We start from the raw sequence: 13,280 nt of genomic DNA, 5'->3' as shown, positions 1-13,280 counted from the left end.
TCGTCGACATCGTCGATGTCGGCGGCGGCTTCCCGTCCGTCTATCCGGGCATGGTCCCGCCGGACATGAGCGAATACGCCGACGCTATCCATCGCGGTTTTAACGAGATGCCGGTGTCGGAAACGACCGAGCTGTGGTGCGAACCCGGCCGCGCCCTGGTGGCCGAAAGCTCCTCGGTGCTGGCGCGCGTGGACCTCAGGAAGGGCGACGCCCTGTACCTGAACGACGGGTCCTACGGCTCGCTGTTCGACGCGACCCACTCGCGCTGGCCCTTCCCGACCAAGCTGGTCCGGGACGGCGACAGCGCCGGCGAGTTGAAGGCGTTCCAGTTCTACGGCCCGACCTGCGATTCCATCGACCACATGCCAGGCCCGTTCTGGCTGCCGGCCGACATCCGCGAAGGCGACTACATCGAGATCGGCATGCTGGGCGCCTATGGCGTGGCCATGACGACGGGCTTCAACGGCTATGGCGAACACGATGTCGCCGTGGTCGAGGACGCCCCGATGGCCTCGCTCTACGGCCTGGCGCCGCGCTCCATCCCGACCGTGCGCACCACGGCGGAAGAGACCGCCCGCAAGGTCGTGCGTCTGTCACGTCCGAAGGGTAAGGCCGGTCAGCGCAAGCGCCGGAAATCGTGAGGGGTGACTCGTGAGTCGTGATTGGCGATCATGACCGACTTGCGAACCCACCGCGATCTGGATGTCTGGAAGCTGTCGATCGACTGGGTCGAGGCGGTCTATCAGTGCTCCGCCGGTTGGCCGTCGGATGAGCGGTTCGGGCTCATCGGCCAAGTTCGTCGTGCGGCCGTCAGCGTCGCCGCCAACATCGCGGAGGGCGCGGGTCGGAAGGGAACCGGCGAGTTTATACAGTTCATCGGAGTCGCTCGGGGATCTCTCGCGGAAGTCGAAACCCACCTTCTCATCGCCGGCCGCCTGAACTATCTGACGCCCGACCAACTCCAACCTCTGCTTGCCGACATGGAACGGATCGGGCGCATGCTCTCCACCCTGGCGGCGCGACTGAAGCAACGCCAGCAAGGCTGAGCGCATTCTCTCATTCACGTCTCACGATTCACGAGTCACGCCATGACCACTCCCGTTCAATCGAACACCAAGGCCCAGCTGCTGCAGAACGTCGTCGAGCACGTCGACATCACGTCCTTCGACGCGCGGCCGATCATCGACTCGATGCGCAAGATGTCGTTCTCGTCGCGCGACACCGCCCGCGCCGCCGACATCTTCAACATGGCGCTGGAAGATCAGGACTGCTCGCCGTGGCTGATCCTGGCCGGCTCGACCTCCGCCGGCGGCTGCATGCACGTGTACCGCGACATGGTGAAGTTCGGCATGATCGACGCCGTGGTCGCCACCGGCGCCTCGATCGTCGACATGGATTTCTTCGAGGCCCTGGGCTTCAAGCACTATCAGGCCGCCGGCGAGGTGGACGACAACGTCCTGCGCGACAACTACATCGACCGGATCTACGACACCTACATCGACGAGGAAGAGCTCCAGGCCTGCGACCACACCATCCTGGAGATCGCCAACCGTCTGGAGCCGCGCGGCTATTCCAGCCGTGAGTTCATCTGGGAGATGGGCAAGTGGCTGTCCGAGGGCAACGCCAAGAAGGAAGGCAGCCTGATCCAGACCGCCTATGAGCAGGGCGTGCCGATCTTCTGCCCGGCCTTCGTCGACTCTTCGGCCGGCTTCGGCCTGGTCAAGCATCAGAAGGAGCGGGCCGCCGCCGGCCAGCCCTACATGATGCTGGACGCCATCGCCGACTTCCGCGAACTGACCGACATCAAGATCGCGGCGGGCGTCACCGGCCTGTTCATGGTCGGCGGCGGCGTTCCCAAGAACTTCGCCCAGGACACCGTCGTCTGCGCCGAGATCCTGGGCGTGGAGGCCGAGATGCACCGCTATGCGGTCCAGATCACGGTGGCCGACGTGCGCGACGGCGCCTGTTCCTCCTCGACGCTCAAGGAGGCGGCGAGCTGGGGCAAGGTCCAGACGACGCACGAGCAGATGGTCTTCGCTGAGGCCACTACCGTCGTGCCGCTGATCGGTTCGGACGCCTATCACCGCGCCGCCTGGAAGAACCGCACGCCGCGCCGCTGGCAGAAGCTGTTCGAAAAGGCCTGATCGGACGGGACGGGCGCGACGCCTAGCGTGTCGCGCCCGGTTTCCACTTCACGTCGCCGGCGCCGTTGGCGTTGGCCCGGCGGGCGGCGACGAACAGGTGGTCGGACAGGCGGTTCAGATACTTGACCGCCTCGGCGTTGATCGGCGCGCCGGTCTCGACCAAGGCCACGGCCTCGCGCTCGGCGCGGCGGCAGACGGTGCGCGCCAGGTGAAGATGCGCCGATAGAGGCGCGCCGCCGGGCAGGATGAAGCTGTCCAGCGGCTTCATGCTCTCGTTCATCCAGTCGATCTCGGCCTCCAGGCGTTCGACCTGGCTCTCCACGATGCGCAGGGCTTCCCACGCGGGCGGCGGGTCCAGCGGCGTGGCCAGGTCGGCGCCCAGGTCGAACAGCTCGTTCTGAATGCGCCCCAGCATGGCGTCGATGCGGTCGTTCTGGCCGCTGTTCAGGCGGGCCAGGCCGATCACCGCGTTCAACTCGTCCACCGCGCCATAGGCGGCCACCCGCGCATCGGTCTTGGACACGCTGGCGCCCGACGCCAGGCGCGTCGCGCCCTGGTCGCCGGTCCGGGTGTAGATCTTGTTCAGGACCACCATCAGCCGCGGCTCGTCGCTTTCCAGACCATGCCGGCGACCAGCACCAGGACCGCCACCGCCTGCAGGCCGACCCTCAGTCGCATCAGGCGGTTGGAATGCGACCGGGCATAGGCGCCGCCGCGAAACAGGGAGTAGAGCCCCAGACCCAGGGTGACGCTGACGGCCCCCACGGCGACCAGGACGAGAATGTCGAACAGCTGCATGGCCCCGTCATAATCCCAGCCCCGCCCGGGCGCCAGCGGGACAGCCCAGGGTGAGACCCTTGCGACGGATCGGCGCACCCCTCTTGGTCACACATTGCGAATGCTGTTGAGAAGCGCTCGCAAATTTGGGGCTGTCATGTCTTTCGTTTCTTCGCCGCGCCGCGCGATGCTTTTCGCCGGCGTTTCCGCCTTCGCCGCCCTGACGGGTCTGACCGCGCGCGCCGAGGAGGCCCCGGCCCCGACGGCGACTCAAGTCGACGACGTCGTGGTGACGGCGGCGGGCTATGAACAGCGCATCGCCCAGGCGCCCGCCTCCATCAGCGTCCTGCCCCGCCAGGAGATCGAGGAACTGCGCGCCACCTCCATCGCCGAAATCCTGAACAACATTGAAGGCGTCGACACCGGCTCCGGCGTGGGCAAGACCGGCGGCCAGACCATCAACATCCGTGGCATGGGCTCGGATTACACCCTGATCCTGATCGACGGCCGCCGCCAGAACACGGCCGGCAGCGTGACGCCCAACGGCTTCGGCGAGACCTCGACCAGCTTCATGCCGCCGGTCTCGGCCATCGAACGGGTCGAGGTGGTGCGCGGCCCGGTGGCCACCCTGTACGGCTCGGACGCCATGGGCGGCGTCGTCAACATCATCACCCGCAAGGTCGGCGACGCCTGGGGCGGCTCGCTGTCCGCCAACTACACCCTTCAGGGCGACGACGCGTTCGGCGACTTCTGGGGCGTCAACGGCTACGCCTCGGGGCCGCTGATCGAGGATCGGCTGGGGCTGGCCCTGCGGGGCTCCTGGTCCGAGCGCGAGCACTCCGACCTGACCTATCGCGACATCGACGGGAACGAGGTCGAGGTCACCGGCTTCGGCCGCAGCGCTACCGCCTACGAGATCTGGACCGCCGGCGCGCGGCTCAGCCTGACGCCGGGCCACGGCCACGAACTGTGGCTGGACATCGACGCCGCCAGCCAGTGGTACGACAACGCCGAAGGCCAGATGGGCACCAACACCGCCGCCGGCGGCTATGACGACTTCCTGGAGTTCAACCGCGAACAGTATCTGCTGGCCCACAACTGGGACGTCGGCTTCGGGGCGCTGGAATCGACCCTGTCGCTCAACAAGACCGAGACCCTGGGCCGCATCATCCCGCGCGGCGTCCCTGGCGAAGGCGGTCCCCGCACGCTGGAGACCACGACCAGCCTGTTCGACACAAAATTCTACAGCCAATGGCGCAACCACACCTTCACGGTCGGCGGCCAGTACATGGACGCCGAGATGATCGACGGCGTGGCGACGGGCAATTTCACCTTCGAGCAATGGGCCCTGTTCGCCGAGGACGAGTGGCGCTTCACCGATCGCCTGGCCCTGACGCTGGGCGTTCGTTACGACGAGCATTCCGACTTCGGCGACCAGGTCAGCCCGCGCGCCTATCTGGTGTGGAACGCCGACGATCAGTGGACGCTGAAGGGCGGCGTCAGCGCGGGCTACAAGACCCCGCGCCTGGAGCAACTGACGCCGGGCATCAACGGCTTCGGCCGCCAGGGCACGCTGCCGTTGATCGGCACCCCGACCCTGACGCCGGAAACCAGCATCGCCTCGGAATTCGGCGTCTATTACGACAACGGCTCGAACTTCCGCGCCAATGCGACGGTCTTCCGCAACGATTCGAGGACAAGATCGCCTCGGGCGTGCCGATCGACAACTGCACCTTCGGCCTGACGCAGGCGGAATACGACGCGGGCGGCTATGCGACGGACGGCTGCGCCGACGTGGGCTTCTGGCCGGGAATCGCCACCTTCGGGCAGAGCGTCAACATCGACGAGGCGGTGACGCAGGGCCTGGAAGCCGCCGCCCGCTGGATCTTGGACGACGCCTGGACCCTGTTGGGCAACTACACCTACACCGACAGCGAACAGAAGACCGGATCGCAGGCCGGCCAGCCCCTGACCGACACGCCCGAGCACATGGTCAACGCCCAGCTGCGCTGGCGCGTCAACGACAGCCTGTCGGCGTGGGTGCGCGGCGAATACCGGTCCGAGCGCTGGCGCGGCGCCGGCGCGGCCCGCGACGCCCTGGGCGACCTGAAGGCCTATGAACTGTTCCACCTGGGCGGCTCGTACCAGGTCAATGACCGGGTGTCGGTCAATGCGACGATCTACAACCTGTTCAACAAGGATTTCGTGCGCCTGCTGCCCTATGGAACGCCGGTCGCCTATGCGACCGAATATGCGAACAATCAGGAGCCGCGCCGCCTGTGGCTGTCGGTCAACCTGGACTTCTGATCGGCGCCGGGGTCGCTTCGGCGACCCCTGTTCTTTTTTCGGCGCAAGCTAAGCCCTTAGTCATCATTCTCGTTCATGGTGGGGCCATGACCGACCGCGCCGTCCGCAACCTCGAACATCTCCGCGGCTCGGCCTCGACGGCGCGCGTGCTGAACCTGCTGCGCGTCTGGGAAGAGAACGGCGACAGCCGCTCGGACGGCGCCGTGCGCAACCCCGACTGGGCGGCGCGGCCGATCTTCAAGACACCGGCGCTGAACCGCGCCCTGATCATCAAGCATCGGCTGCGGCGCAACGAGTTCGACCTGTTCACGGGCCGGCGCCAGGTGGCGACCAAGGTGGTCATCCCGATCGAGGACGACGACCTGAAGACCGGCGGCCGCTACGTCTTCGTCAACCAGATCGGTTTCGAGCGGGCGATGATGGAGGCGTTCGGCGTGCCGCCGACCCATCCGGACATCGAGACCCTGCGCCTGATCGACCGGCTGCCTTCGCTGGATCCCTTCCTGCTGCGCGAGCAGCTGCGGCGCGGCGGGCTGGACCCGGCGCCCTGCTATTTCTCGATCAGCGAGGCGGACCTGCAGCGGATGACCGCCTTCGTTCGCAGCGAGATCGAGCCGCTGGTGACGTTGAGCCTGGGCGGCGACGATTCGGCGGACTCGCGGGATTCGGCGGCGCGGATGGCGGCCAAGATCCTGTCGAACACGCCGGGCAACCAGCTGGACGCCCTGCGTCTGACGCTGCGGCTGGCGCCCGAGCAGTACGAGGAAGGCGTCTTCTGCTGGAAGGGTTTCCTCTATTACAAGTGGACGCTGGCGGCGCTGCTGACCGACGTGGCGGCGGTGGCCGAGGCGGTCCGCACCATCCGCCCGGTGGGCAAGGTCGATTCCCAGGCCAAGGAATACATCGCCCGCGGGCGCGACGTGCTGCGCGGGCGGATCATCAAGACCTGCGACGAGGTCAGCCGCACCCTGCGCGTCTATGACGACGCCTACGCCAAGCTGACCCAGGAAGGGCGGCCGATCGCCTTCCGCGACTTCCTCTTGGACGCGCCGTCGATGTTCTCGCGCCTGGGCGACCAGCTGGGCGCGGTCCAGCACATCGTCAGCTATTGGCGCTTCCGCTTCGGCCCCGGCGCCCCGGCGGTGAACGTCGAGGAGTTGATGGACATCTTCATGGACTTCGAGACCGGCCTTCTGGGCCGGGGCGAGATCGCCGACATGGCGGGGCGGGCCGCCGCCTAGAGCGAAATCGGTTGAGTTGGACGCCGTCCAACTCGGCTCAGATTTCGCTCCAGAATCAACCGCATGCCGATCAGGCTTCAGGCCTTGCGGCGCAGGGTCACGTAGAAGGCGCCGTTTCCGCCGTGACGCGGATGGGCGACGCTGTAGCCGGACACCACGGCTCGAAGCGCGGGCGCGTGCATCCAGTCGGCGAAGGCCGCGCGTATCACCCCGCCGCCCAGACGCCCCTGGCCCGTGATGACCAGAACGGCCCGCATCCCGCGCTGCTGGCACGAGGCCAGGAAGGCCCGAAGCTGATCCTCGGCCTCGAACCGGCCGAAGCCGTGCAGGTCGATGCGCGCCTCGATCGGATCGCGTTCGCGGGTCAGGCGCCGCTTGCGGTTGGGCTCCACGTCCTCGGGGGCGGAAGGGGCGCGCGGGAAGGCGCGCGGCGTTCCCGTCGGAGCGGCGGCGGTCGGCGGCGCGGGCGTCCGCTTCGCCGGCGGCCGGTTGGCAGGACGCTCCTGGAGGGCGGCCAGGACCTGAGCCATGATGTCGACATGGGCCGCGTCGGCGCGGACGCGGGCGGCCTTGCGCTTTCGCGGCGGGGTCACGGTGCCGCTGACCCGCCCCCAGATGCGCCGGTCCTCGGGCGTCAGGCCGTTCTCGTCGCGCGGGTCGGTCGGCGGCCGCTTCATTCGGCGTCGTCGGCGAAGACTTCGGCCGGGCCGGGCTCATGCGCCAGCAGGTCGCCCGGCTGACATTCCAGTTCGCGGCACAGGGCGTCCAGGGTCGAAAAGCGCACCGCGCGCGCCTTGCCGGTCTTCAGGATCGACAGATTGGCCACCGTCACCCCGACGCGGTCGGCGAGCTCGGTCAGCGACATGCGGCGTTCGACGAGGACGCGATCGAGCTGGACGCGGATGGCCATGGAGAAACCTTAGGGGAAACGGCTCAGATCGTCAGTTCGGATTCGCGCCTCAGGCGCGCGCCTTCGCGGAACACCTCGGCCAGGACGAAGACGATCAGGACGGAAAACACGGGGGTCAGAAGCTCGCCGATCCCCTGCGGCTCCATGACGCCCGGCGCCAGGCGCGCGGCGACGAAGCCTTGGGCCACCCACACGCCGCCCGTCACGACCGCCAGCGTCAGGCCGATCTGGCGCAGGCGGCGCACATTGTGGGGATGGAAGGGGTCGCCGATGGTCAGGGTGCGGAAGATGCGGCGCAGACTGCGCAGGATCAGCATGAAGCCGCCGAAGTAGGCCGTCACCGCGCCCAGGCCGAACAGCAGAAGCATTCGCGTCAACGGCAGCTGTCGGCCACCGGAATCCCCGCTGACGGTGACGTTGAGGTTATCCAGCGGAATGAAGATGGCCGCGATCAGCAACAGCAGCAGCACGCCGGTGATCAGGGCCAAGAGCACATAGGCCACGTCCAGGGCGACCTTCAGGACGCTGGAGACGGAGCCGGGACCCAGGCCGCGCACGGAAGCCAGGAAGCGGGAGCCGGGGGCTCCGTCCGGCGTCGTCGTCGATCGCAACCTCGGCAGGCGCATGGAAGGTCGGCCTTTCAGGCCGGAGGATGGGGCCGCGTGGCCGTGCGGGGTCCGGCGAACCCGCGCACGGCTCTATACATCGCGGTCTTCATCGAGATCGTCAAAGCTCTCTTGATCGAAACTGAGGGACGGCTCAGGACGGATCAGAAGGCCTGGATCAGGATGGCGACCAGCGCGGTCGGCAGGGCGGCGATCATGACCGTGTTGACGAAAGCGGCGCCGACCTTGTCCAGCCACATCGAGGTGTTCATCGTATGCATCGTGTTTCTCCGTTGATCCTGAGGGGACGATTTTCGCCCCGTTGATTTTGTTTTCCGCACGATGTTTCCGACTTGTCGGAAAGTCCGGAACGTTGCGGCCCCGTTCCTGATGTTCACAACATAGGCCGTGCCCAACGGGAAATCACGTTACATATCGTTTAACGATATTAAACTTTGGCAATGGACTGTTTCAGGGGCGTGATCGTCGATGACTCTCAAGCTTATCAAGGGGATGCGGCTTGTCGCCGCCACCCATAACCCCGGCAAGGCGCGCGAGATCGAGGCGCTGCTGGACGGAAATTACCGGATCGTCACGGCCGGAGAACTGAACCTTCCCGAACCGGACGAGACCGAGAGCACCTTCGTCGGCAACGCCATGCTGAAGGCGCGCCATGCGGCCCAGCTGTCGGGCGAGGTGTCGCTGGCGGACGATTCCGGGGTCTCGGTCGCCGCCCTGGACGGCGCGCCGGGCATCTTCTCCGCCCGCTGGGCCGGGCCGTCTAAGGACTTCGCCCTGGCCATGAAGAAGGTGGAGGACCGGTTGGACGAGATCGGCTCGACCGACCGTCGCGCCTGGTTCACCTCGGCGCTGGCCGTCGCCTGGCCCGACGGCCCCTGCGTGGTGGTCGAGGGCGTGGTCCACGGGGAACTGACCTTCCCGCCCCGCGGCGACCGGGGTTTCGGCTACGATCCCATCTTCGTCCCCGAGGGCCAGACCCTGACCTATGGCGAACTGGACCCCGCCGTGAAGGAGGCCGACAGCCACCGCACGCGCGCCTTCATGAAGCTGAAGGCCGCGCTGATTGACTGATCGCCTCGACCCGGGAACGGACGTCGGCCTCTATGTCCATTGGCCCTACTGTTCGCGCATCTGCCCGTATTGCGACTTCAACGTGGTGCGCGACCGGGGGCGGGGCGAGGAGCAGGCGGCTCTGGCCGAGGCCATCCTGGCCGACCTGGAGGCGCAGGCGGCGCTGGCGGGCCCGCGACGGCTGGCCTCGATCTTCTTCGGGGGCGGCACGCCGTCTCTGATGAACCCGGCGGCCGTCGCGGCGGTCATTCAGCGCGCCCAGGCGCTGTTCCCGCCGCGTGGCGACATCGAGATCACGCTGGAGGCCAATCCGACCGACGCCGAGGCCGGCCGTTTCGTCGCCCTGGCCCAGGCTGGCGTCAACCGGCTGTCGATGGGGGTCCAGGCCCTGGACGATTCCGCCCTGGCGTTTCTGGGACGCAACCATTCGGCGGCCGAGGCCCTGCGGGCGGTCGACCTGGCCGTGCGGCTGTTCCCGCGCCTGTCGATCGACCTGATCTACGCCCGCCCCGGTCAGACCGTCGAAGCCTGGCAGGCGGAGCTTTTGTCCGCCCTGGACCTGGGGTTCGAGCACGTCTCGCCCTATCAACTGACCATAGAGGCCGAGACCGCCTTCGGCCGGGCCGTCCGGCGCGGGACGCTGACGCCGCCCGACGAGGACCGGGCCGCCGCCCTCTATGAGGCCACCCAGTCGGTGCTGCAGGCGGCCGGGCTGGACGCCTATGAGGTCTCCAACCATGCGCGCGGGCCCGGGGCGCGCTCGGCCCACAATCTGCATGTCTGGCGCGGCGGCGACTATCTGGGGCTGGGACCGGGCGCACACGGGCGGCTGGCGCTGGACGGCGCGCGCACCGCGACCGTCGCCCATCGCCGCATCGGCGACTATGTGTCCGGTGTCGCCGCCGGCTCGCCCTGGTCGGAGCGCGAACGCCTGTCGTTCCAGGACGCCGCAGAGGAACGGCTGCTGCTGGGCCTCAGGACCGTGGAGGGCGTCCCCGTGAAAACCCTGGTGGCGCTGGGTCTGTCGACGACCGGGGGGCCGGTCGCGTCCCTGGTCTCGGACGGCTTCCTCGCCCTGACCGCCGGCCGCCTTGTCGCCACCGCCCAGGGCCGCCCCGTCCTCGACGGCGTGCTGAAGGTCCTTCTGACCTAATTTCGTTGCGTGGCGAGGTCTTTTTGTATACACGAAAAGCATGACCGTCCGGTTCGACGACGCCAAGGACGCCGCGACTTCGAGCAGGGCCAGACCATCACCGTGCCCCTGAAGAACCAGGACGGCCAGTACGTGGCGGACGAGACGACCCTCGACGCCCTCGAGGCCGAGGGCCGCGTGGTGTTCCGCTATCAGGGCTGGAACCCGAACGGCTCGCGCCGGGACATCGCGGGCATCGCGAACCCGGCCGGCAACGTCGTCGGCCTGATGCCGCACCCGGAGCACGCCGTGGAGACGGGCTTCGGCCCGGACACCGCCGCCGGCCCCCGCTCCGGCGTGGACGGCCTCGGCTTCTTCACCTCCGTCCTGACCACCCTCGCCAGCCGTGGAGGCCATGCATGAGCCAGCAGTTCAACATCGAGACGGTCGCGGACGCCCAGGCGACGCCGGACGTCGAGCAGCCCTGGGCCGAGCTGGGCCTGAAGGAGAACGAGTACGCCGAGATCAAGAAGATCCTCGGCCGCCGCCCCACCGCGGCCGAGCTGGCCATGTACTCGGTCATGTGGTCCGAGCACTGCTCGTACAAGTCCTCGAAGGTGCACCTGCGCCAGTTCGGCGAGAAGCTCACCGACGAGATGAAGCAGCACATGATGGTGGGCATCGGCGAGAACGCCGGCGTGACCGACCTCGGTGACGGCTGGGCCGTGACGTTCAAGGTCGAGTCCCACAACTCGCCCTCCTACGTGGAGCCCTATCAGGGCGCGGCCACGGGCATCGGCGGCATCGTGCGCGACATCATCTCCATGGGCGCCCGCCCGGTGGCCGTGATGGACCCGCTGCGCTTCGGCGCGATCGACCACCCGGACACCGCCCGCGTGTTCCACGGCGTGGTGGCCGGCATCGGCGGCTACGGCAACTCCCTGGGCCTGCCGAACATCGGCGGCGAGACCCGCTTCGACCCGATCTACCAGGGCAACCCGCTCGTCAACGCCCTCGCCGTGGGCGTGCTCAAGCACGAGGACCTGCGCCTGGCCAACGCCTCCGGCGTGGGCAACAAGGTGGTCCTGTTCGGCGCCCGCACCGGCGGTGACGGCATCGGCGGCGCGTCCGTGCTGGCCTCCGAGTCCTTCGACGGCGACGGCAAGCCCGCCAAGCGCCCCTCGGTGCAGGTCGGTGACCCCTTCTCCGAGAAGGTGCTCATCGAGTGCTGCCTCGAGCTGTTCCGCGACTCCCTCGTCGAGGGCATCCAGGACCTCGGCGCCGCCGGCATCTCCTGCGCCACCTCCGAGCTCGCCTCCAACGGCGAGGGCGGCATGCGCGTGGAGCTGACGGACGTGCTGCTGCGCGACTCCACGCTGACCCCGGGCGAGATCCTCATGTCCGAGTCGCAGGAGCGCATGATGGCCGTGGTGACGCCGGAGAACGTCGCCGCGTTCGAGGCCGTCATGGCCAAGTGGGACGTCGAGTACTCGTGGCTGGGCGAGGTCACCGGTGACGGCCGCCTGATCATCACCTGGGACGGCGAGGTCATCGTCGACGTGGACCCGCGCACCGTGGCCCACGACGGCCCGGTCTACGAGCGCCCGTACGCGCGGCCGGCGTGGCAGGACGAGCTCCAGGCGGACACGTTCCGCTCCTCCGAGGCCGGTCAGCACCTGCCCGCCACGGGCGAGGAGCTGCGCGCCGCCGTCGTGGAGCTGATGAGCTCCCCGAACCTGGCGGACACCTCCTGGATCACCCGCCAGTACGACCGCTACGTCCGCGGCAACACCGCCCTGGCGGCCCCGGACGACGCGGGCGTGGTGCGCGTGGACGAGGAGACCGGCATGGGCGTGGCCCTGGCCACGGACTGCAACGACCGGTTCACCTACCTGGACCCGTACACGGGCGCGCAGGCCTCCCTGGCGGAGGCGTACCGCAACGTCACCACCGCCGGGGCCGTGCCCCTGGCCGTCTCCGACTGCCTGAACTTCGGCTCCCCCGAGGACCCGGACGTGATGTGGCAGTTCGCGGAGGCCGTGCGCGGCCTGGCGGACGGCTGCCAGACCCTCGGCATCCCGGTGACCGGCGGCAACGTGTCCCTGTACAACCAGACGGGCAGCACCCCGATCCACCCCACCCCCACGGTGGCGGTGCTCGGCCAGCTCGACGACGTCCTGCGCCGCACCCCGTCCGGCTTCGCCCCGGACGCGGACGGCCAGGCGATCTACCTGCTCGGCGAGACCGCGGACGAGCTGGACGGCTCCGAGTTCGCGCGCCTGCGCGGCCACCTCGGCGGCCTGCCCCCGAAGGTCGACCTGAAGAAGGAGCGCCTGCTCGGCGAGCTGCTGGTCAACATGTCCCGGGACGGCATGATCGACGCCGCCCACGACGTCTCCGGCGGCGGCCTCGCGGCCACCCTGTCCGAGATGGTGCTGCGCTTCGGCGTGGGCGCCCGCGTGGTGCTGGACGAGGTGCTGCGCCGCGACGGCGTGGACCTGTTCACCGCACTGTTCTCCGAGACGCAGGCGCGCGCCGTCGTGGCCGTGCCCCGCACCGAGGAGGTCCGGTTCACGGACATGACCACGGCCCGCGGCTACGCGGCCGTGCGCATCGGCGTGGTGGACGCCGACTCCGCGGCCCTCGAGGTCCAGGACGCCTTCACCCTGCCGATCGCGGAGTTGCGCGAGGCCTGGGAGGCCACCCTGCCGAAGCACTTCGGCTGAGCCTGGGACAGAAGCGACGAGCCCTGCGCAGTGGTGCCTATCCAGTACCGATAGGCCCCACTGCGCAGGGCTCGTCGTATCTCAGGGCTCGTCAGGTGGTCCGGTGCATCTCGCCGACCCACAGGGAGAGCGTCGAGTGGGACGGGTCGCCGTCGAAGTGCTCATGCGAGACGTCCAGCACGGGGTAGGACGCCAGGTCGACGCCCTCCGGGACGGTCAGCGTCGTGTCCTGGCGGGTCACCGTGCCCAGCGAGATCATGCGGCTGGCGGCATCGTCGCGGATCCAGACCTCCAGGTAGCCGTCCTCGGGGGCGGGCACCTGGGGCACATGCACGGCCAGGTGCAT

Annotated in this window: 15 protein-coding genes and 1 pseudogene; 10 read left to right on the top strand and 6 right to left on the bottom strand. The window is 68.5% G+C overall.

Features of this window, described 5'->3' with window-relative positions; genetic code table 11:
• The 3 genes and pseudogenes from B2U11_RS02195 to B2U11_RS02185 form a co-directional block, all read left to right on the top strand.
• Nucleotides 1-641, top strand: a pseudogene (locus tag B2U11_RS02195) (type III PLP-dependent enzyme); the annotation flags it as partial.
• A gap of 30 nt (nucleotides 642-671) precedes the next feature.
• Nucleotides 672-1,046, top strand: a complete 375-nt coding sequence (locus B2U11_RS02190; protein ID WP_292069555.1) for a four helix bundle protein — start codon at nucleotides 672-674, stop codon at nucleotides 1,044-1,046.
• A 42-nt stretch (nucleotides 1,047-1,088) separates the two neighbouring features.
• On the top strand, nucleotides 1,089-2,144 hold the full coding sequence (locus B2U11_RS02185) for a 1,9-bis(guanidino)-5-aza-nonane synthase (protein ID WP_292069552.1): 1,056 nt from the start codon (nucleotides 1,089-1,091) through the stop codon (nucleotides 2,142-2,144).
• A 22-nt stretch (nucleotides 2,145-2,166) separates the two neighbouring features.
• Here B2U11_RS02185 and B2U11_RS02180 read toward each other — a convergent pair whose 3' ends face one another.
• Both B2U11_RS02180 and B2U11_RS02175 read right to left on the bottom strand, forming a co-directional pair.
• A complete protein-coding gene (locus B2U11_RS02180) occupies nucleotides 2,167-2,739 on the bottom strand; it encodes a cob(I)yrinic acid a,c-diamide adenosyltransferase (RefSeq protein ID WP_292069550.1) in 573 nt (190 codons plus the stop codon).
• Entirely contained in the window at nucleotides 2,739-2,942 is a 204-nt protein-coding gene (locus tag B2U11_RS02175; protein ID WP_292069546.1) for a twin transmembrane helix small protein, read from the bottom strand. The genes B2U11_RS02180 and B2U11_RS02175 overlap by 1 nt, the downstream gene beginning before the upstream one ends.
• 136 nt (nucleotides 2,943-3,078) lie before the next feature.
• Between B2U11_RS02175 and B2U11_RS02170 the strand changes: the two genes are divergently transcribed.
• From B2U11_RS02170 to B2U11_RS02160, 3 genes are all read left to right on the top strand, one after another.
• A complete protein-coding gene (locus tag B2U11_RS02170) occupies nucleotides 3,079-4,665 on the top strand; it encodes a TonB-dependent receptor domain-containing protein (protein ID WP_292069545.1) in 1,587 nt (528 codons plus the stop codon).
• The gene (locus tag B2U11_RS02165; RefSeq protein ID WP_292069542.1) at nucleotides 4,635-5,228 is read left to right on the top strand and encodes a TonB-dependent receptor domain-containing protein; all 594 of its coding nucleotides are present in this window, start codon (nucleotides 4,635-4,637) and stop codon (nucleotides 5,226-5,228) included. Before B2U11_RS02170 ends, B2U11_RS02165 begins: the two co-directional genes overlap by 31 nt.
• A gap of 86 nt (nucleotides 5,229-5,314) precedes the next feature.
• Nucleotides 5,315-6,469, top strand: coding sequence for a hypothetical protein (locus B2U11_RS02160; protein WP_292069540.1), 1,155 nt, complete (start codon nucleotides 5,315-5,317; stop codon nucleotides 6,467-6,469).
• A gap of 77 nt (nucleotides 6,470-6,546) precedes the next feature.
• On the opposite strand, the gene B2U11_RS02155 is transcribed toward B2U11_RS02160, so the two are convergent.
• Genes B2U11_RS02155 through B2U11_RS02145 form a run of 3 tightly spaced genes read right to left on the bottom strand, consistent with a single transcriptional unit; the run spans nucleotide 6,547 to nucleotide 8,005 of the window.
• Nucleotides 6,547-7,146, bottom strand: coding sequence for a Smr/MutS family protein (locus B2U11_RS02155; RefSeq protein WP_292069537.1), 600 nt, complete (start codon nucleotides 7,144-7,146; stop codon nucleotides 6,547-6,549).
• Nucleotides 7,143-7,379, bottom strand: coding sequence for a helix-turn-helix domain-containing protein (locus B2U11_RS02150; protein ID WP_292069534.1), 237 nt, complete (start codon nucleotides 7,377-7,379; stop codon nucleotides 7,143-7,145). Before B2U11_RS02150 ends, B2U11_RS02155 begins: the two co-directional genes overlap by 4 nt.
• Nucleotides 7,380-7,402: 23 nt before the next feature.
• Nucleotides 7,403-8,005, bottom strand: coding sequence for a DUF2975 domain-containing protein (locus tag B2U11_RS02145; RefSeq protein WP_292069530.1), 603 nt, complete (start codon nucleotides 8,003-8,005; stop codon nucleotides 7,403-7,405).
• A 468-nt stretch (nucleotides 8,006-8,473) separates the two neighbouring features.
• Here B2U11_RS02145 and B2U11_RS02140 point away from each other — a divergent pair, with 468 nt between their 5' ends.
• Genes B2U11_RS02140 through purL form a run of 4 tightly spaced genes read left to right on the top strand, consistent with a single transcriptional unit; the run spans nucleotide 8,474 to nucleotide 12,934 of the window.
• On the top strand, nucleotides 8,474-9,076 hold the full coding sequence (locus tag B2U11_RS02140) for a non-canonical purine NTP pyrophosphatase (protein WP_292069528.1): 603 nt from the start codon (nucleotides 8,474-8,476) through the stop codon (nucleotides 9,074-9,076).
• Entirely contained in the window at nucleotides 9,069-10,229 is a 1,161-nt protein-coding gene (gene hemW, locus B2U11_RS02135) for a radical SAM family heme chaperone HemW (protein WP_292069524.1), read from the top strand. Before B2U11_RS02140 ends, hemW begins: the two co-directional genes overlap by 8 nt.
• Before the next feature lie 9 nt (nucleotides 10,230-10,238).
• Nucleotides 10,239-10,631, top strand: a complete 393-nt coding sequence (locus B2U11_RS02130; RefSeq protein WP_292069521.1) for a phosphoribosylformylglycinamidine synthase subunit PurQ — start codon at nucleotides 10,239-10,241, stop codon at nucleotides 10,629-10,631.
• Entirely contained in the window at nucleotides 10,628-12,934 is a 2,307-nt protein-coding gene (gene purL, locus B2U11_RS02125; protein ID WP_242934301.1) for a phosphoribosylformylglycinamidine synthase subunit PurL, read from the top strand. The genes B2U11_RS02130 and purL overlap by 4 nt, the downstream gene beginning before the upstream one ends.
• A gap of 91 nt (nucleotides 12,935-13,025) precedes the next feature.
• On the opposite strand, the gene B2U11_RS02120 is transcribed toward purL, so the two are convergent.
• Nucleotides 13,026-13,280 (bottom strand): anti-sigma factor domain-containing protein (locus B2U11_RS02120; protein WP_292069514.1); only part of this gene is annotated, 255 nt, incomplete at its 5' end.

The sequence above is a fragment of the Brevundimonas sp. UBA7534 genome, from assembly GCF_002479325.1.
Classification (GTDB): Bacteria; Pseudomonadota; Alphaproteobacteria; order Caulobacterales; family Caulobacteraceae; genus Brevundimonas.
This window is presented reverse-complemented; position numbering and strand designations above follow the sequence as displayed.

Excerpts from the sequence above, each read along its gene's own strand:
- B2U11_RS02190 (WP_292069555.1), top strand. The coding sequence starts at position 672 with ATGACCGACTTGCGAACCCACCGCGATCTGGATGTCTGGAAGCTGTCG.
- B2U11_RS02185 (WP_292069552.1), top strand. The coding sequence starts at position 1,089 with ATGACCACTCCCGTTCAATCGAACACCAAGGCCCAGCTGCTGCAGAAC.
- B2U11_RS02180 (WP_292069550.1), bottom strand. The coding sequence starts at position 2,739 with ATGGTGGTCCTGAACAAGATCTACACCCGGACCGGCGACCAGGGCGCG.
- B2U11_RS02175 (WP_292069546.1), bottom strand. The coding sequence starts at position 2,942 with ATGCAGCTGTTCGACATTCTCGTCCTGGTCGCCGTGGGGGCCGTCAGC.
- B2U11_RS02170 (WP_292069545.1), top strand. The coding sequence starts at position 3,079 with ATGTCTTTCGTTTCTTCGCCGCGCCGCGCGATGCTTTTCGCCGGCGTT.
- B2U11_RS02160 (WP_292069540.1), top strand. The coding sequence starts at position 5,315 with ATGACCGACCGCGCCGTCCGCAACCTCGAACATCTCCGCGGCTCGGCC.
- B2U11_RS02155 (WP_292069537.1), bottom strand. The coding sequence starts at position 7,146 with ATGAAGCGGCCGCCGACCGACCCGCGCGACGAGAACGGCCTGACGCCC.
- B2U11_RS02150 (WP_292069534.1), bottom strand. The coding sequence starts at position 7,379 with ATGGCCATCCGCGTCCAGCTCGATCGCGTCCTCGTCGAACGCCGCATG.
- B2U11_RS02145 (WP_292069530.1), bottom strand. The coding sequence starts at position 8,005 with ATGCGCCTGCCGAGGTTGCGATCGACGACGACGCCGGACGGAGCCCCC.
- B2U11_RS02140 (WP_292069528.1), top strand. The coding sequence starts at position 8,474 with ATGACTCTCAAGCTTATCAAGGGGATGCGGCTTGTCGCCGCCACCCAT.
- purL (WP_242934301.1), top strand. The coding sequence starts at position 10,628 with ATGAGCCAGCAGTTCAACATCGAGACGGTCGCGGACGCCCAGGCGACG.